We start from the raw sequence: 19,135 nt of genomic DNA on the forward strand, positions 1-19,135 counted from the left end.
AGCCTTACCATTTGGCGCGCAGCTACAAGCTCAGTGTTCATATCTGCAATTTTAAACTGCAAAGCCTGAAACGCAGCCAAGGGTTTACCAAATTGAGTGCGCTCTTTTAAGTACTCTTTTGCCGTGTTTAGCGCAGCTTGTGCAGTACCAATTGAGCATGTGGCAATATTAATACGCCCGCCATCTAGGCCTTGCATGGCAAATTTAAAGCCTTCGCCCTCTTTACCTAATAAGTTATGCGCCGGAATACGCACATCTTCAAAACTAATTAAGCGTGTTGGTTGTGCGTTCCAACCCATTTTTTCTTCTGCTTTACCGTATTCAACGCCTTGTGCGTCGGCAGGGACTACAAATGCCGAAATACCCGCAGCACCTTCGCCACCGGTACGCGCCATAACCACTAAAACTTCAGTTTCACCCGCACCCGATATAAACATTTTTGAGCCGTTAATAACGTACTCATCACCTTCAAGCACAGCTTTTGTTTTTAGTGATGCTGCATCTGAGCCCGCCCCTGGCTCTGTTAAACAATAAGAGGCAAGTAGCTCGCCCATTACTAGTTGCTCTACGTATGCATCTTTAACTGCATCTGTACCAAAACTTGCTACCATCCACGTGGCCATATTATGAATAGTTAGCATGGCCGTTGTAGCTGTACAGCCCATCGCAAGCTGCTCAAATATGATGCTTGAATCTAAGCGTGATAAACCAAGGCCGCCGGCTTCCTCTGGCGTATATAAACCGCAAAAGCCAAGCTCGCCCGCCGCTTTAATCGTATCTTTAGGAAAAATATGCTCGCGATCCCACTTTGCTGCATGTGGAGCAAGTTCTGATTCTGCAAATTGGCGTGCAGTTTCTGCAAAGGCTTGTTGATCTTCTGATAAGTTAAAGTCCATGGTAGACCTCTTTAATTGTGTTGTTAGTGTGTCCCATTAGGGTAAATGAGTGAAGAGCGGCAAAGGCTGATGTGTGTGTTCTAGTTGCTTGTCAGCGAGTTTAGCCTTTGCGCCCTTCTTTATTATTATTTTTGAGTGTGTTTATTTTAAATTAATGCTCATGTTTGGACCTGAAGCGATGTCGTCTTCAAACCAACGTGAAGTAATGGTTTTAGTTTCTGTGTAAAAACGTATACCTTGCTTACCATAGGTGTGCGTATCGCCGTAAAACGAGCCTTTCCAACCCGTAAACGAGAAAAACGGCAGCGGCACCGGAATAGGCACATTAATACCCACTTGGCCTACTTCAATTTCATGTTGAAATTTACGAGCCGCAGCGCCACTTGAGGTAAATAACGAGGTACCGTTGCCGTACGGGCTTTCGTTAATAAGGGCAATTGCCTCATCAAGCGTATCTACAAACATACAGGCAAGCACAGGGCCAAAGATTTCTTCTTTGTATAAATCCATCTCTTTTGTCACATCGGTAAATAGAGTTGGGCCAACCCAGTTACCTTGATCAAAGCCCTCTACTGTGTAGTTTGAGCCATCAATTAAACAGGTGGCGCCTTGCTCTTTACCGCTTGCTATAAGCGATAAAATACGCTCTTTTGCTGCTTTTGATGTTTGTGGGCCGTAGGCTGCGTCTTTGTCATCCCACACGCCTGGGCGTACGGTTTCAAAGCCTGCTTTTATTTCATCTACCCACTCACTTGCTTGGCCTACAAACACAGCCACCGAAATACCCATACAACGCTGGCCTGCTGCACCAACCGATGCGCCAACTAGGTTATTTACCACGTGCGATTTACTCGCATCTGGCATAATAACCATGTGATTTTTAGCACCCACACACGCTTGTACGCGCTTAAGGTTTTGTGTGCCTTTAGAATAAATGTATGCACCTACACCACACGAGCCCACAAACGAAATTGCACGTACGGCTTTGTCTTCTAATAAGCGGTCTACTTGCGGTTTTGTACCATGAACCACTTGTAATACGCCTTTTGGTGCGCCGGCTTCAATAAATAGCTCAGCTAAACGCATTGGAGTGAGCGGGTCTTGCTCAGAGGGTTTTAAAATAAAGGTGTTACCACATACAATAGCTAGCGGAAACATCCAAAGTGGGATCATCGCCGGAAAGTTAAACGGCGTAATGCCTGCACATACGCCAAGGGGCTGCATGTAAGAATAGGTATCGATTTTACGGGCAACATTTTCCATTGTTTCGCCCATCATTAGTGACGGTGCGTTAGCTGCTTGTTCTACTACTTCAATACCGCGCCATACATCGCCTTTTGCATCTTCAAACGTTTTACCTAGTTCGTGGCAAATAATGGTTGCAAGCTCATCGTGGTGCTCTTTTAACAGCGCCGCGTATTTCATCATAATGCGGGCACGCTCGGTAATGGGCACATCTTTCCATGTTTTAAATGTTTCTGAGGCCGAGGCAATCGCTGCATCCATTTCTGAGTCGGTAGTGCATGGAACTTGCGCAAGTACTTCTTGGTTTGCTGGGTTAATTACATCAATAAGCTCGTTTGAAGCCGACTGAACAAATTCGCCATTTATGAGTAGTGGAACTTGGTGCATGGGTAAATCCTGTTGTTAGTGTGTTCTTTTAAAAAATGGCACCGTTTTGTTATTAGTATGAGTACGGTGCATTTTAGTTGCTGTTAGTTAATTAACTTTTTTGTTAGTAAGCCTCTACAGCCATGGCTACAGCTTCGCCGCCGCCAATACATAAAGACGCAATTCCTTTTTTAAGGCCACGGTTTTTAAGTGCGTGAATAAGCGTGACTAAAATTCTCGCGCCGCTGGCACCAATTGGGTGGCCAAGTGCACACGCCCCACCGTTTACGTTTACTTTGCTCTCATCAAGTTTTAATTCGTTAATAGCAAGCATGGTCACCATGGCAAAGGCTTCGTTAATTTCCCAAAGATCTACATCAGCGGTTGTCCAGCCTGCTTTTTCAAGCACGCTGTTCATTGCGCCTACAGGTGCTACTGTAAATTCGCTTGGTTTTTGAGAGTGCGTGCTGTGCGCTACAATTTTACAAAGCGGTGTTAAGCCTTGCTCTTTAGCTTTTGATTCGCTCATTAATATAAGCGCTGCGCCACCATCAGAAATTGACGATGAATTAGCCGCAGTGATGGTGCCGTCTTTTTTAAAGGCAGCACGCAGGCTTGGTATTTTTTCTGGGCGGGCATTACCGGGTTGCTCATCAACCGATACGGTTACATCGCCTTTGCGAGTTTTTATGGTGTGCGGCGCAATTTCGTTTTCAAAGCTGCCGTTTTCAATTGCCGCATTAGCTTTACTTAAAGAGCTAAGTGCAAACTCATCCATTTGCTCACGGCCAATGCCGTACTCATCGGCAGTATCTTGTGCAAAACAGCCCATTGCTTTGTTATCGTAAGCATCTTCTAGGCCATCGCTCATCATATGATCTTTAATTTCGCCGTGGCCCATACGCATACCGCCACGTGCTTTAGGTATAAAATACGGTGCGTTACTCATGCTTTCCATGCCACCAGCAATTGCACTGCTAATTGAGCCCGCTTTAATTAAGTCGTTAGCGAGCATGGCGGCTTTTAAACCAGAGCCACATACTTTATTAATGGTGGTAGCACCCGTGCCCAGAGCAAGGCCTGCTTTTAACATTGCTTGGCGTGCTGGCGCTTGGCCAAGGCCCGCCGGCAATACACAGCCCATAATTACTTCATCTATTGCATCATTTGCTAAACCAGTTTGTGCAAGCGCACTTGCAATGGCGGTTGCGCCAAGCTCGGTAGATTGTGCATCGGTCAATGCGCCCATAAACCCGCCCATTGGCGTACGCTTTGCTGCTACAATTACCACTGATTCTAAAGTCATAATTAACTCCGTTGTATTTATATGCAAATAGTTGTTAGAATATTTGCTCTATTAATTTAGTATTCATTTATTGTTTAACACCCTTACACAATACTAACGTTTACGCTAACGTCAACTAAAAAGCGTTTAATTTTTAGTTTTAAAAGTGTAAGCATTATTTTCCAGTAACGGCGAAGTGAACAATTAATAAAAATAAACTATTGAATATTAATAATATAATTTAACATTTCACATCAACACTCCTTTATAAATAGTTTCATACCACACCAAGCTTTACCTTTACGTAAACTTCACTTATATTGGAGTTATTCGAATGAGGTAAACACAACTATGAAACCAGATAACCAAACAAACTTTGCAAGTTCTGCAAAAGCGCCAAGCAGTAACGATCAAACCTTTAGTATTAGTGATTTAGCTAAAGAGTTTGATATTACCACCCGCTCTATTCGTTTTTACGAAGACCAAGGTTTAGTAAGCCCAGAGCGCAATGGCCAAACCCGTATTTATTCAAAACGCGACAAAGTTCGCTTAAAACTAATACTGCGTGGCAAACGCTTAGGCTTTACGCTTGCAGAAACAGGCCGTTTGTTTGAACTGTACGACGCTGATAAATCAAGCGCTAAACAGCTGGTCACTATGCTCGATTTAATTGCAGAGAAAAAAGCCGACCTATCTCAGCAAATGGACGACATAAAAGTTGTGCTTATGGAATTAGTGACAGCGGAGCGCCGCTGCAGAGACACACTTAATAAAATAGACGAGTAGCCTATTTTAATAATAAAAACACACTGACAACACACACAGGAATGAATCATGAGCACTATTTCACTTTATAAAGAGATGAACTTTGGCCTTGGCGAAACCGCCGATATGATCCGCGACCACGTAAATAGCTTTGCAAGCCAAGAAATTGCGCCACTGGCTGAACAAACCGATATGGACAACGCGTTTCCTAATCAGCTTTGGCCGCAAATGGGCGAAATGGGTGTACTAGGCATGACCGTTTCTGAAGACTTTGGCGGTGCAGGCTTAGGCTACTTAGAGCATGTAATTGCCATGGAAGAAATTAGCCGTGCGAGTGCATCAATTGGCTTAAGTTATGGTGCGCATTCAAACTTGTGTGTAAATCAAATTAACCGTAACGGTAACCAAGCACAAAAAGAAAAATACTTACCAAAGCTTATTAGCGGCGAACACATTGGTGCCCTTGCCATGAGCGAACCAAATGCAGGTTCTGACGTGGTATCAATGAAACTTAAAGCTGAAAAAAAAGGCGATAAATACATTTTAAATGGCAATAAAATGTGGATCACCAACGGCCCCGATGCACACACATTTGTTATTTATGCAAAAACAGATTTAGAAGCCGGCGCTAAAGGCATTACCGCATTTATTGTTGAAAAAGACTTCCCTGGTTTTTCTACCGCGCAAAAGCTAGACAAGCTTGGTATGCGTGGCTCAAACACGTGTGAGCTGGTGTTTGAAAACTGCGAAGTACCAGAAGAAAACATTTTAGGTAACCTAAACGAAGGCGTTAAGGTACTTATGAGCGGCCTAGATTACGAACGTGTAGTACTTGCTGCAGGCCCCCTTGGCATAATGCAAGCCTGTATGGATATTGTTGTACCGTACATTCATGAACGTAAACAGTTCGACACCCCTATTGGCCAATTTCAGTTAATTCAAGGCAAAGTAGCCGACATGTATACACAAATGAACGCAGCGCGCTCATACGTTTATACCGTTGCAAAAGCGTGTGACCGCGGCGAAACCACCCGTAAAGATGCCGCCGGCGCCATTTTATATGCAGCTGAGCTTGCCACTAAAATGGCGCTTGAAGCTATTCAGATTTTAGGGGGGAACGGCTACATAAACGAATACGCCACAGGGCGCTTATTACGTGATGCCAAACTATACGAAATTGGTGCTGGCACATCAGAAATACGCCGCATGCTTATTGGCCGCGAACTCTTTACCGAAAGCCGTTAAGGATTAAATTATGACGATATTAAAATCGAGCGTTAATCCTCACGATCCTACTTTTGTGCAAAATCACAAAAACATGGCAGCTTTGGTTGATGATTTACATAGTAAAGTAGCCACCATTAGCTTAGGCGGCGGCGCTGCGTTAAAAGAGCGTCACGAAGGCCGAGGTAAGTTATTTGTACGTGACCGTATTAGCACTTTATTAGATGAAGGCTCACCGTTTTTAGAAATTTCGCAATTTGCAGCCTTTGGTGTGTACGAACAAGAAATTGCCTGTGCGGGTGTAGTTGCTGGTATTGGCCGTGTTAAAGGTATTGAATGCATGATCATTGCAAATGATGCCACGGTAAAAGGCGGTACGTACTTTCCGCTTACCGTTAAAAAGCATTTACGCGCACAAGATATAGCCGAGCGTTGCCACTTACCGTGTATTTATTTGGTTGATTCGGGCGGTGCTAACCTGCCTGAGCAAGACGATGTATTCCCTGATAAATTACATTTTGGCCGTATTTTTTATAACCAAGCCCGTATGTCGGGTAAAGGTATTCCTCAAATTGCCGTGGTAATGGGGTTATGTACCGCAGGCGGCGCATACGTACCCGCTATGGCCGATGAAAGCATAATAGTAAAAGAGCAAGGCACTATATTTTTAGCCGGCCCGCCACTTGTAAAAGCAGCGACCGGTGAAGTAGTCAGCGCCGAAGAATTAGGTGGCGCCGATGTACATTGTAAAACATCGGGTGTGGCCGATCACTTTGCAGAAAATGACGAGCATGCGCTGTCTATTGCCCGCCAATGTATTGAGCGTATTAATTACACGCGCCCTACAGCCCCTCTTTTAGAGGATGTAAAACCGCCACGTTACGATATAAACGAGCTTTACGGCATTGTAGGCACCGACCTTAAAAAGCCATTTGATGTGCGTGAAGTTATTGCCCGTACGGTTGATGATTCATCGTTTGATGAATTTAAACGCTACTTTGGTGAAACGCTCGTCACCGGCTTTGCCAGCATTTACGGGAACCCTGTAGGCATAGTAGCTAATAACGGCATTTTATTTAGTGAGTCGGCGCAAAAAGGCGCGCACTTTATTCAGCTATGTGCACAGCGCAATATTCCTTTAGTGTTTTTACAAAATATTACCGGCTTTATGGTGGGTAAAAAATACGAAGCCGAAGGTATAGCAAAGCACGGCGCTAAAATGGTGATGGCAGTTTCGTGTGCCGATGTACCTAAATTTACGGTGCTAATTGGTGGCTCTTACGGCGCTGGTAACTACGGTATGTGTGGTCGCGCATTTGAACCCACCATGATGTGGATGTGGCCCAATGCCCGTATTTCGGTAATGGGTGGCGAGCAAGCCGCCGGTGTAATGGCGCAAGTTAAGCAAGATGGCTTAGCACGTAAAGGCCATAGCATGAGCGAGCAAGAAGTTAGCGATTTTAAAAAGCCAATAATTGATCAGTACGAAGAGCAAGGTCATCCGTATTACGCAAGCGCCCGCTTGTGGGACGACGGCATTATTGACCCTGCCGATACCCGTAACGTATTAGGCCTTGCCTTAAGTGCAGCTAAAAATGCACCACAGCAAGACTCTAAGTTTGGCGTATTTAGAATGTAACCGGAGCGCAAAAATGTCAGTAACACTACAAATAACAAAATCTAATGTGGCTGTACTTGTTTTAAGCCGAGTTGAAAAACGTAACGCATTTAATAGTGAAGTAATACACGAGCTAATTCAGTGCATAGAGCATGCAAATACGCTCGATATTCGCGCTTTGGTTTTAAAAACTGAAGGCAAGCACTTTTCTGCCGGTGCCGATTTAGCCTGGATGAAATCAATGGCTGATAACAACTACGCCGATAATCTGGCCGATTCTATGCAGCTCGCTAAATTAATGCAGGTACTAGCCGCCTCTCCTCACCCAACCATATGTGCTGTACAAGGCGCTGCGTTTGGCGGCGCTCTGGGCTTAATTGCATGTTGCGATATTGCCCTAAGTAAAGACGATGCGCAGTTTTGTTTAAGCGAAGTAAAGCTAGGGCTTATCCCTGCGGTAATCAGCCCGTATGTAATTAAAGCCATTGGTGAGCGCGCTGCGCGCCGCTACTTTTTAACTGCCGAGGTGTTTGATGCCCACACAGCAAAACAACTTGGTTTGGTTCATCAGGTGACCGGTAATTTAGACTGTGCCCTTGATAACATGCTGCAAACATTAATCGATAACGGCCCAGTCGCTGTAAAAGCCGCTAAATCATTAATTAACGATGTAGCAAATAAGCCTATTAATGATGATCTTATTGAACTCACGGCCGAACGTATTGCAAATATTCGGGTATCGGACGAAGGCCAAGAAGGACTAAGCGCCTTTTTTGATAAACGCCCTCCCGCTTGGCAACTGTAGGACTAATTATGAACACACACACATTAAAAAAGATACTCATTGCCAACCGTGGTGAAATTGCATGCCGTATAATGCGAAGTGCAAAGCAAATGGGCCTAACAACGGTCGCTGTTTACTCTGACGCCGACAAACACGCACAACATGTAAAAATGGCTGATGAGGCCTACCACATTGGCCCTGCACCAAGTAAAGACTCATACCTTGTAACAGATAAAATTTTACAGGTTGCAAAAACAAGCGGCGCCGATTGTATACACCCTGGATACGGTTTTTTATCTGAAAACAGCGAGTTTGCTAAAGCCTGTGAAGCTAACAAGATTGCGTTTATTGGCCCTCTTGCAAGCAGCATAGAAGCCATGGGCTCTAAAACCCGCGCCAAAGAAATTATGGCCGCGGCAAATGTACCATTAGTGCCAGGCTATTACGGTGATAACCAAGACCCTGCTTTTTTACAATCTGAGGCTGAAAAAATTGGTTACCCCGTGCTAATTAAAGCGGCCTTTGGTGGTGGCGGTAAAGGCATGCGCGTTGTTGAGCATGCCAAAGACTTTATAAGTGCGCTTGAAGGCGCACAGCGTGAAGCAATTGCGGGCTTTGGTAACGACTTAGTACTGCTTGAGCGCTATGTTAACCAGCCTCGCCATGTTGAAGTACAAGTTTTTGCCGATAACCACGGTAACTGTGTTTATTTAGGTGATCGGGATTGTTCCCTGCAGCGTCGTCATCAAAAAGTCATTGAAGAAGCCCCAGCGCCTGGTTTAAGTGATGAACTGCGTAAAGAAATGGGTGAAGCCGCAGTACGCTGTGCCCTTGCAATAAACTACAGAGGTGCAGGTACGGTTGAGTTTTTACTGTGTGGCGATGAGTTTTTCTTTATGGAAATGAACACGCGCCTACAAGTAGAGCACCCTGTAACCGAAATGGTAACCGGCGTAGATTTAGTTAATTGGCAAATTAATATTGCCGCTGGGCAAACACTGCCGTTAACGCAATCAGATATACAACTCCAAGGCCACAGCTTTGAAGCGCGTATTTACGCAGAAGATCCAAGTAACGACTTTATTCCCTGCTCGGGCACAATAGAAGCGTTAAGCACACCACTTAACAGTGAGTTTGTACGTATTGATACCGGTATTGCACAAGGCGATGAAATAAGCCCGTTTTACGACCCTATGATTGCAAAACTGATTGTGCATGATGATAACCGAGAGCAAGCATTATCGCGTTTACGCCAAGCACTTGAGCAATTTCACTTAGCAGGTTTTAGCACTAACATTGGCTTTTTACACAACTTAGCTAGCCACCCTACATTTGCTCAAGGTGCGCCAAGCACCCACTTTATTGCCGAGCAAGGCGATGCATTGGTAAGTGTTGATAGCGCCGCGCTTGAAAAAGCACAACTAATTGCAGCCTTTGCCTACCTTGAATCGTTTGGTGCTAAAAAGGCAACTCAGCAAAGCGCAAGCCCGTGGCAACAACTCAGTGGTTTTACGCTTAACGCACCCCAAAAAGTGGATGTACCATTTACAGACTTAGCTATAAGCGCCGTTAAAACTAAAACGGGTTATGTTGTAACGCATAATGATAAGTCGTTCGATATAGCAGGCTCTGTAAACCAAAACGTATGTAATGTGTTTATTAATGGGGAAAAATTTACCGCCCATGTTAGCCACTTTGATAACAGCATTAGCGTGATGTTTGCTGCGCTGCAAATTAAGCTTGCCTTAAACACTAAACATTACATTAGCAGCCATGAAAGTGACGCTCTGCCCCTTGCGGCGCCACTTAATGGCACTGTGGTTAAGCATTTAGTTGATGTAGGCAGCACCATTACCAAAGGCGATGCCGTAGTGATTATTGAAGCCATGAAAATGGAATACACGCTCAACGCACCGCACGATGGTATTTTACAAAGCTACTGCTTTGATGAAGGCGAATTAGTTTCGCACGGCGCTTTATTAGCAATTGTAGAAGACACCACGGCGCAGGAGGCATCGTGATGGCTGCTTTCCCAACTGAAGTTAAAATTGTTGAAGTAGGCGCGCGTGATGGCCTACAAAACGAAAAGTCAGTCACTGCATCTGATAAAATTTCATTAATAAATGCACTCAGTGACGCGGGCATAAAAAATATTGAAGCCGGTGCTTTTGTATCGCCTAAATGGGTGCCACAAATGGCCGATTCGGCCGAGGTGATAACAGCGCTTAATTTACCCCATGTAAATTTAAGTGCGCTTACACCCAACTTAAAAGGCGCTCAAGCGGCCCATGCCGTTGGCATAAAAGAATTTGCCATATTTACCGCGGCAAGCGAATCGTTCTGCCAAAAAAATATAAATTGCAGTATTGATGAGAGTATTGAGCGTTTTAGCGATGTTATGGCATTTGCAAAAGCCAATAACATACGTGTACGCGGTTATGTAAGTTGTGTACTCGGTTGCCCTTATGAAGGAGAAATAGACCCGCATAAAGTACTTAGCGTTTCGCAAAAGCTTTTAGATTTAGGCTGCTACGAAATAAGCCTTGGCGATACCATAGGTGTTGGCACTGCAAATAAAGTTACCCAGCTTTTAACACTTTTGCTTGAACATATTGATAAATCAAAACTGGCAGTGCATTTTCATGATACCTACGGGCAAGCGCTCACAAATATTTACGCAGCGTTAAGCTTAGGTATAGCAACGGTTGATGCCGCTGTTGCAGGCCTTGGCGGCTGCCCTTATGCCAAAGGCGCGTCAGGAAATGTTGCCACCGAAGATGTGGTTTACTTACTCAATGGGCTTGGCATTGAACATGGAATTGATTTACAAAGGTTAAGTAGCGCTGGTTGGAAAATTACACAAGCACTTGGCAAAACGCCTGTAAGCAAAGTTTCAATTGCATTAGGCAACACACAAAAATAATAGCTTAACTTGCCAAATGGCAGTTAATACAATGAGGAGAGTCTCATGGCCGGTTTTGATAAAGTGGTTTCTAGTTACGAAGCTGCAATGGCAGGGTTAAAAGACGGCGATACCGTTATTGCTGGCGGCTTTGGCTTATGCGGTATTCCTGAGGGCTTAATTCAACAAATTAAGGCAATGAACACCAAAGAGCTAACCGTGGTTTCTAACAACTGTGGTGTAGATGACTTTGGATTAGGAATTTTACTTAAAGATAAACAAATTAAAAAAGTAATTGCCTCCTATGTGGGCGAAAACGCCCTATTTGAGCAGCAATTACTAAGCGGTGAAATAGATGTAGAGCTTACCCCGCAAGGCACCTTGGCTGAAAAAATGCGGGCGGGCGGTGCAGGTATTCCTGCATTTTATACCGCTACAGGTTACGGTACGCCCGTTGCAGAGGGTAAAGATGTAAAAGAATTTGACGGACGCCCATATATTTTAGAAGAGTCGATCACCGGTGAGTTTGCCATTGTAAAAGCGTGGAAAGCCGACCGATACGGTAATTTAGTATTTAGGCACACTGCCATGAACTTTAACCCAATGGCGGCAACAGCAGGTAAGATTACCGTTGCCGAAGTAGAAGAAATAGTAGAGCCCGGTGAACTTGAGCCAAGCCAAATTCATACCCCCGGCATTTTTGTAAATCGCGTTATAAAAGGCGACTTTGAAAAACGCATTGAACGTGTAACAACACGAGATTAAGCAGGAGCATAGGTTATGGCATTATCACGTGAACAAGTTGCAATGCGCGTTGCACAGGAACTACAAGACGGCTTTTACGTTAATTTGGGCATAGGAATTCCGACACTCGTCGCAAACTATGTACCTGATGGTATTGAAGTTATGTTACAGTCAGAAAATGGGCTTTTAGGTATGGGTCCCTACCCAACAAAAGCCGAGCTAGACGCAGATATGATAAACGCGGGTAAAGAAACCGTGACAGCTGCCACAGGTGCAGCCATATTTAATAGTGCAGATAGTTTTGCCATGATACGGGGTGGTCATGTAGACTTAACCGTTCTGGGTGCATTTGAAGTAGACCAAAGCGGCAACATTGCCTCGTGGATGATCCCCAAAAAGCTGATAAAAGGCATGGGGGGCGCAATGGATTTAGTCGCTGGGGCAAAGAATATTATTGTTACTATGACCCATGCCAGTAAGCATGGTGATTCTAAATTATTAGAGTCGTGCACATTACCGCTAACGGGCGTTAATTGCGTTAAAAAAATAGTAACAGATTTGGCCGTACTTGAAGTTAAAGACGGCGCATTTCATTTACTCGAGCGCGCTCCGGGCGTATCGGTTGATGAAATCATTAGTAAAACAGCAGGTAAATTACTTGTTGACGGTGAAGTACCAGAAATGGTTTTTTAACGCTTTACCATGTACCGACCTCATTCCCAGTGCCAATGGCGCTGAGTTACCCAAAATCCCTCGAAAGAGGGATTTTTTTGCCTGCCATAAACTTTTTTTCAGTTTTAATACAGTTGTAGTAAATATTATCTATAATACAAATAGCTTTTAATGTAAGCGCTTAGATTATTTGCACTAATTTGTGGATTGTCTGCACCTTTTTTGTGAACTAGTGCTATATTTAAAATTAAACTATTGATATTATTATATTAAATTATTGGTTCGATTATTGCCTATTAAAGGCGTCTTAAATTAATTAAACAATTCTGGAAAACATGCAAACTCCTATTCGAGGCCTCCGCTCTTTTTGCTTTGCAGCAAAAAGCTTAAGTTTTAAACATGCAGCTAAAGAGCTGTACTTAACGCCCTCTGCGGTAAGCCATCAGATAAAACAACTTGAAGAACAACTAGGCATTGAACTCTTTCAACGCCAAACCCGATCCATTAGTTTAACGGCTGCGGGTAAAAACTTTTTTGATGCCATTTCGCCTATTATCTATACGCTTGAAAACACCATCAACGAGTTCAGTCAATTGCAGCAAAATACTAATATAACTATTACGCTGCCTGAATTTTTTGCCAGTGAACTACTTATGCCTAAATTAAGTGAGTGGACATCTGAGCACCCTAATATAAATTTACAAATGGATACGCTCAAAACCCGTAAAGAGCTAACCCGTCACAGTGATTTATCGATTGTTTTATCCTCAAGTAAACCCACTGAGGGCCTTACTACAGAGCTATTTAATCTTGAATATATACCGGCGTGTAACGAAAAACTGTTAAAACAGTGGAAAGACGATCACTGCCAAGCATTAAACCAAGTACCATTAATCCTTCACAAAGCAAGGCCGTGGGCATGGCACCAATGGGCTGAAAAAGCGGGTATAGATGACTTTTCGCCTACGCAAATTATACAAATTGATAGTATGTTTGGGGTCGCTCGTGCAGCGCAACAGGGCATTGGCATTTCACTTATTCCGCTGCCTATTAGCCAAAGCTGGTTTGATGAAAAATGGCTTTATAAATTATTTCAACAGCCCCTTACCACCAAAGATAAATACTATTTAGTACAGCATGAAGCTAATTCGCCAAATCCCGCGCTAGATTTATTTGCTAAATGGGTTGTATCTACATTTAGCAACATTCAAGGTTAGTGTTGCCTTAGTAAATACAATTTACATTTTGGTTTAATAACGCCAATTTTAATGTGTGCAGCACGTAGCAAGTGCTAAAGCTGCACGCAGTAAACTGTAAAGCTCCTTCTTTTTTACTTTCTTGCAGCTTAACAACACCGTTTAGTGATTTATTATTAATTAAATATTTTTATTTAATCATTCGTTTTTGCCCTACAAGCTAACCTATAAAAATTTATCTTTTTAAATCAATAAAATAACACAACACGTTAGACTAAAGTCTATAGCTTAATTTTTTTCACTTATTGGTTTTATTTTTATCGTTTGTCTGACTTTTACGATTATTTTAAAGTTAACCCATCGCAAGCAAACAGCTAAACGTTTTTATTAATTAGACTTTATTTACTGTTTTGCACCAAATAAATGCAACCTTTTTAGATGTGATAGCTCTAACAAGGTAAGAAAAGAATCTTATATTGTGTGTGTAAGATGTTGTCAGTGTGAAAAGGCAGTTCAAGTCAGGTGGTGACTTGGTTTGAACTGTTTTTTATTCCACCATCAGCACGCAGCAATAACGTAATTAGCTACTGTGTAGCAAACCAAATCTTATATTGTGTGTGTAAGATGTTGTCAGTGTGAAAAAGCAGTTCATGTGAGGTGGTGACCTTATATGGGCCGTTTTTGTTTTATAAACACGATTACCTGCCCCACCGTTTTATACCAATTCGCTTAAATTTAGTATTATTCAACTATAAAGTTATGTTTTTGTTTAAGCTCTTCAATAACATTTTCATTGTCTTTTAAAAATACATTAAACTTTTTAACGAGCTGTGGGTGTTTAATGCTCGATAACATAAATGCTTGGTGATCAACAGGCAACTGATGCTGAAAAAACACAGGGACGGGAGTATCAAAAAATTCTTCTATATTGTATTTAAGTACATCGTGTGAAATATATATACAATCAACTCGCTCTTTATGCAGCAAATAAATCATCTCAATAACGTTATCATTTTCGAGTACTTGCAAGCCTGGCATTGAGGTTAACTTTTCAAGCCCTTGCAATGTAAAGCCACGCACTTTTGCAAGTGATTTACAATCTTCAAGTTTAATATTGTCCTTTAAGCTCGCTATACCTGTATGTGTAACTAATGAAGGCACAGAATAATTAATATCTTGTTGATGCTGATTTTTATAACTTACTTGCCAATTAGGGTTGTCGGGGTATTTAAAGTCAACATGGTGATGCTCTATAAATTCTTTATAAAGGCGCGGGATAGGCAAAGTGTAAAATTCAAATTTAATATTTTGTTGTTTTGCAAATAGTTCCAGTAACTCTTTACTAAAACCAAAATAATCACGCTTATTAGTGCCACTGCCATCGTAATAAGGCAGGTATTCTATATTCTCTACCCCTATTACATATTTTTCGGTTGGCTGTGCTAATACAGGGCTTATAGTTATAAGCCCTGCTACAAGTGCTAACGTGTTAATCAATTTGATAGTAAAATGCCGTTTATATCGTTTGGATTACTAATTTATATATCATAATCACAGTTAATTAAAGTTTAGATTTATTAAATATAAAAGAGCGAATTAATCGCTCTTATAAATTAGCTTTTGTCACGAGGTATAAACTCTAACACAGTAGCATTAATACAGTATCTATCTGTGCCTCTTGGCCCCTCACCTTTAAATAAATGCCCTAAATGTATACCTGTGCTTTTTGATTTGAGCTCTATTCGAGTCATCCCCCAGCTGGTATCTTTATGCTTAGTAACACTATTTTTAACCGGATGTTTAAACGACAGCCACCCCGTGCCCGAATTAAATCTATCTCGGGTATCAAATAATGGCTCACCACTTAATTTATCAACAAATACGCCGTCGGGAGTGTTTTTAAATTCTTTATACTCTTTACAGTAAGGTCTGTCGGTGCGCTCATTAAATGCGACTTCGTAAGCATCACTATCGCCTAGTTTAAAGGCACCAAGCGCTTTGTAAAATTCAGCGGGGCTTGCATAGCCTTGACGCGCGTACACCTCTTTTCCATTTTCTAAAAACAAAATGGTGGGGGTTGCCCAAGTTGCCGATTTTATAGTTAGGCCATTAAGCTCATCAGCATGGCGAAATGTCAGTGGGATTGAACCTTTGTAATTGTTAGCGACTGTTTTTTTAAATTTTTCACAGTAAGGGCAGTATTCGCGCGAATCAAGTACCACAATCTGCTTGCCCGTGAGTAAAACACTATTATCTACATCTGCTTTTTTAGTTTTATTAAATACCACACCCGTGGCGTGATCTGGGCAATAGCCATTTGGGTTCTTTTGTAAATAATTTTGATGGTACTCCTCAGCAGATACAAACCCCTCAAGCGGTTTTATTACTGTTTTAATTGCCCCATAACCGGCTTCACTTAATAACGGCTGATACTCGGCTTTAACTTGCTCTGCAAGCTGCGCTTGCTCTTTAGTGGTAGTAAGAATAATTGAGCGATACTGCGTGCCAATATCATTACCTTGGCGATTCGATTGTGTAGGGTCGTGGCTTTCAAAGTAATTTTGTAAAAGCGATTTAGAAGAAATGATATTGCTGTTGTACATCACTTGCACTACTTCAGCGTAGTTGTTTTCGTCAAACCGGCGAGATTGGTCGGTGATATTTTTATAGGTTGCTTTAAAGCCGTGCCCATCTGCATAGCCTGACTCTGCATCAATAACCCCTTCTAGTGCTTCGTAGCGCTTTTCGGCTCCCCAAAAACAGCCAGAACCTAACACAATGGTTTTTATATGCATTGTGGCCTCTACGTTGCTGTGCTCTATTTTTTCGGTTGATAAAGCAAAGCAGCCGGCGCTAAATGTAATAGCGGCGCCTAATAAATAAACTGAGCGAGAAAATGTCATAAATACCTCTTAATACCTACGTGTTTTAATTAAGACCCAACATCCCTTGTTTTAATTTCAGTAAATAAATACGTGCTAAATTTGAATACAGTTTGAGTCTGCATTTCTTTTTCGTTTATTTTTCTTATGGCTAGGTACTGAATAAATTGACAAAACTATGTTAGCTTTGCTGCACGTTGTATAAAAAGATTAAATTATGACTGCATTTTTACAGGTATTTACTTTAACAAATAACAGTTTGCTATTAGATGCCACACAGCATAAACAAAACAATGTGTTAGACACTCAAAAAAAAATTTGGGCACTCACTAAGCAGCTAAAGCAAAGTAACGAATTTATTGATTTAGTCCCAGGCATGAACTCTTTAACGCTTTATTTAAAATCGGCAAGTAATTTAGAAAAATGGCAAAACGCCTTGCCTGATTTATGGGACAAAGTACAAGCAACAACATTTAAAGGCACTCACCATAAAATACGCACTACTTATGAAGGAGAAGATTTAGATTTTGTTGCCAAACAAACTAATTTAACCCCCCAGCAAATTATTCAAATACATAGCCAAGCCACTTACCACGTTTTATTTTTAGGATTTCAGCCCGGGTTTGCCTACCTACATGGATTAGATTCACGCTTGCATATCCCACGCAGAGACACGCCACGTACTAAAGTACCTAAAGGTGCCATTGCTTTAGGCGCAGAGCAAACTGCCATTTACCCCGCAGAAACACCTGGCGGTTGGCATATCATTGGCCACACAAACACGCCCCTTTTTGATAGCACACACTCAGATCCTTGCTTATTTAAACCCGGCGACACGCTATCGTTCGTTTCAATAAACACAATGCAAGGAGCATAAAGTGATAAAAGTTCTTAAACCTGGTGTACAACTTACAATTCAAGATGGCGGGCGCTGCGGTTATCGTCATTTAGGTGTAAGCAAAGCGGGTTGTTTAGACCCTTACGCACAAATAATTGCCAATAAATTAGTGGGTAACAAAGATAATGAAGCTGTGCTTGAAGTTACGTTAGGCCTGTGCGAGTTACAGTTTGAAACCGATACTGTTATTGCCCTACAAGGTGCTGATTTAAACGCTGCGCTTGATGAAACGCCCTTGTACCCTGGCTGGAGTTACCAAGTAAGAGCCAAACAAACTTTAAGCTTTGATACAGGCCGCGCTGGTTTGCGTGCCTATGTAGCCGTACAAGGTGGCATTGATGTTAAAGATATCATGGGCTCAAAATCAACCGATTTAAACGCGCTCTTTGGTGGTTTAGCAGGTAAAGCACTTAGCGAGGGCGACATTATTCCTATTAAAACATCGCCCGTGCCAATAACGCGCTTTATACAGCGCGGCGCTATTACTCCGCCTAAACTAAAGGTGATTAGGGTACATGCAAGCCCACATGCGCAACTATTAGGTGATACGCTACTTAAACAGTTTTTTTCAACGGCGTTTAAAGTAAGCCATAACAGCAACAGAATGGGCCTTAGGCTAACAAACGAAAGCCCCCTAACTCATAGTCACTCACTTGCCTCTCTTGGTACAGGCCCGGGCTCTATTCAATTACCTCCCAGTGGTGAGCCTATTGTATTACTTAACGACGCTCAAACAACCGGTGGCTACCCATTACTTGGCACGGTAATAGAGGCTGATTTACATCAATTTGCGCAATTTAGACCCGGTGACTCAATTGAATTTAAGCAAGTAACCCATGAGCAAGCTAGCTTAGCAAAACAAAAGCTTAAAGGTCACTTACATCAGCTAAGCTTAGCGCTTAAATACAGTTAACTCTAAGGTGAGAAATAAACCTATTACAAGGAGCTAATAAAAGTACAAGCGGCGCTCTACTTAACTTGCAATAAGTAAGTGTAGATTGGTTAATTAAGCGCATAAAATTAAAACACGCTAACGCAAAAAATTATAATAAGGCAATTTAAGCTCTGCTTTAATTTTCGCACACACTTGGTGCATTTGTGCAGTGTGCTTTTTTGCAAACACTGCACTAAATGCCTTGCTAACGCCACTTTTCACACCAAAAGTGTTGTTAATATAGCCGCACTTGTGCGTGGCGCACTACTTTGGTGCGCGCATTTTTCAGTTGGTGCATAAATTATTCTTAATTAATTGTAAAAGCAGTGTGACTTGAGTAATTATTTCTGATAAAACAAGGTTTCGCAGCACAGCAAAGTTGCCCTGCTGCACACATAATAGGAATGAGGAGTTACTATGTGTTCAATTTTTGGTGTATTAGATATTAAATCTAACGCCACTCAGTTGCGTACCCAAGCAATTGAAATGTCAAAACTACTAAGGCACCGTGGCCCCGATTGGTCTGGTGTGTATTCATCTGAAAAAGCGATTTTAGTGCATGAACGCTTAGCCATTGTTGGTGTATCAAGCGGCGCACAACCATTATATAACCCTGAAAAGACAAATATTTTAGCGGTTAACGGTGAAATTTATAACCACAAAGAGCTGGCAGCAGAGCTAGAGGTAGATTTTGAATTTCAGACTCAATCAGACTGTGAAGTTA

Annotated in this window: 16 protein-coding genes and 1 pseudogene; 12 read left to right on the forward strand and 5 right to left on the reverse strand. The window is 42.2% G+C overall.

Translation table 11 applies throughout. From position 1 onward, the window contains the following. The 3 genes from B2R65_RS04065 to B2R65_RS04075 form a co-directional block, all read right to left on the reverse strand. Positions 1-896 (reverse strand): acyl-CoA dehydrogenase family protein (locus tag B2R65_RS04065; RefSeq protein WP_286741275.1); only part of this gene is annotated, 896 nt, incomplete at its 3' end. A gap of 141 nt (positions 897-1,037) precedes the next feature. Continuing rightward, positions 1,038-2,528 carry a CoA-acylating methylmalonate-semialdehyde dehydrogenase gene (locus tag B2R65_RS04070; protein WP_029771902.1) on the reverse strand — a complete coding sequence of 497 codons (1,491 nt, stop codon included), beginning with the start codon at positions 2,526-2,528 and terminating at the stop codon, positions 1,038-1,040. Positions 2,529-2,631: 103 nt separating this feature from the next. Then, positions 2,632-3,813 carry a thiolase family protein gene (locus B2R65_RS04075; RefSeq protein ID WP_064385417.1) on the reverse strand — a complete coding sequence of 394 codons (1,182 nt, stop codon included), beginning with the start codon at positions 3,811-3,813 and terminating at the stop codon, positions 2,632-2,634. Between the two features lie 330 nt (positions 3,814-4,143). On the opposite strand from B2R65_RS04075, the gene B2R65_RS04080 reads away from it, so the two are divergent. The 9 genes from B2R65_RS04080 (at position 4,144) to B2R65_RS04120 (ending at position 13,718) form a co-directional block, all read left to right on the forward strand. Continuing rightward, on the forward strand, positions 4,144-4,578 hold the full coding sequence (locus tag B2R65_RS04080) for a MerR family transcriptional regulator (protein WP_004587901.1): 435 nt from the start codon (positions 4,144-4,146) through the stop codon (positions 4,576-4,578). Between the two features lie 48 nt (positions 4,579-4,626). After that, complete coding sequence (locus tag B2R65_RS04085) at positions 4,627-5,802, forward strand: isovaleryl-CoA dehydrogenase (RefSeq protein ID WP_138611234.1); 1,176 nt, start codon at positions 4,627-4,629, stop codon at positions 5,800-5,802. 10 nt (positions 5,803-5,812) lie between these two features. After that, positions 5,813-7,420 (forward strand): carboxyl transferase domain-containing protein, encoded by a 1,608-nt coding sequence (locus tag B2R65_RS04090; protein ID WP_024034118.1) that lies wholly within the window; start codon positions 5,813-5,815, stop codon positions 7,418-7,420. Positions 7,421-7,433: 13 nt separating this feature from the next. Beyond that, positions 7,434-8,204 carry an enoyl-CoA hydratase/isomerase family protein gene (locus B2R65_RS04095; RefSeq protein WP_004587898.1) on the forward strand — a complete coding sequence of 257 codons (771 nt, stop codon included), beginning with the start codon at positions 7,434-7,436 and terminating at the stop codon, positions 8,202-8,204. 8 nt (positions 8,205-8,212) lie between these two features. Further along, complete coding sequence (locus B2R65_RS04100; RefSeq protein WP_286741276.1) at positions 8,213-10,204, forward strand: acetyl/propionyl/methylcrotonyl-CoA carboxylase subunit alpha; 1,992 nt, start codon at positions 8,213-8,215, stop codon at positions 10,202-10,204. Beyond that, complete coding sequence (locus B2R65_RS04105) at positions 10,204-11,106, forward strand: hydroxymethylglutaryl-CoA lyase (protein WP_029772316.1); 903 nt, start codon at positions 10,204-10,206, stop codon at positions 11,104-11,106. Before B2R65_RS04100 ends, B2R65_RS04105 begins: the two co-directional genes overlap by 1 nt. Positions 11,107-11,151: 45 nt before the next feature. Beyond that, entirely contained in the window at positions 11,152-11,850 is a 699-nt protein-coding gene (locus tag B2R65_RS04110) for a CoA transferase subunit A (RefSeq protein WP_029772317.1), read from the forward strand. 15 nt (positions 11,851-11,865) lie between these two features. Beyond that, a complete protein-coding gene (locus tag B2R65_RS04115; protein WP_004587894.1) occupies positions 11,866-12,522 on the forward strand; it encodes a 3-oxoacid CoA-transferase subunit B in 657 nt (218 codons plus the stop codon). Between the two features lie 314 nt (positions 12,523-12,836). Continuing rightward, positions 12,837-13,718 (forward strand): LysR family transcriptional regulator, encoded by an 882-nt coding sequence (locus tag B2R65_RS04120; RefSeq protein WP_004587893.1) that lies wholly within the window; start codon positions 12,837-12,839, stop codon positions 13,716-13,718. A gap of 720 nt (positions 13,719-14,438) precedes the next feature. Here B2R65_RS04120 and B2R65_RS04125 read toward each other — a convergent pair. Next, positions 14,439-15,194, reverse strand: coding sequence for a substrate-binding periplasmic protein (locus B2R65_RS04125; protein WP_286741277.1), 756 nt, complete (start codon positions 15,192-15,194; stop codon positions 14,439-14,441). A gap of 116 nt (positions 15,195-15,310) precedes the next feature. Then, positions 15,311-16,600 (reverse strand): peptide-methionine (S)-S-oxide reductase MsrA, encoded by a 1,290-nt coding sequence (gene msrA / locus B2R65_RS04130; protein ID WP_286741278.1) that lies wholly within the window; start codon positions 16,598-16,600, stop codon positions 15,311-15,313. A gap of 196 nt (positions 16,601-16,796) precedes the next feature. Between msrA and pxpB the strand changes: the two genes are divergently transcribed. The 3 genes and pseudogenes from pxpB to asnB all read left to right on the forward strand — a co-directional run. Continuing rightward, positions 16,797-17,456, forward strand: coding sequence for a 5-oxoprolinase subunit PxpB (pxpB, locus tag B2R65_RS04135; protein ID WP_286741279.1), 660 nt, complete (start codon positions 16,797-16,799; stop codon positions 17,454-17,456). Position 17,457: 1 nt separating this feature from the next. After that, positions 17,458-18,390, forward strand: coding sequence for a 5-oxoprolinase subunit C family protein (locus B2R65_RS04140; RefSeq protein WP_286741281.1), 933 nt, complete (start codon positions 17,458-17,460; stop codon positions 18,388-18,390). Between the two features lie 438 nt (positions 18,391-18,828). Next, positions 18,829-19,135: pseudogene (gene asnB / locus B2R65_RS04145) on the forward strand (asparagine synthase B); the annotation flags it as partial.

The organism is Pseudoalteromonas sp. UBA2102, from assembly GCF_002331165.1.
GTDB classification, from domain to species: Bacteria; Pseudomonadota; Gammaproteobacteria; order Enterobacterales; family Alteromonadaceae; genus Pseudoalteromonas; species Pseudoalteromonas atlantica.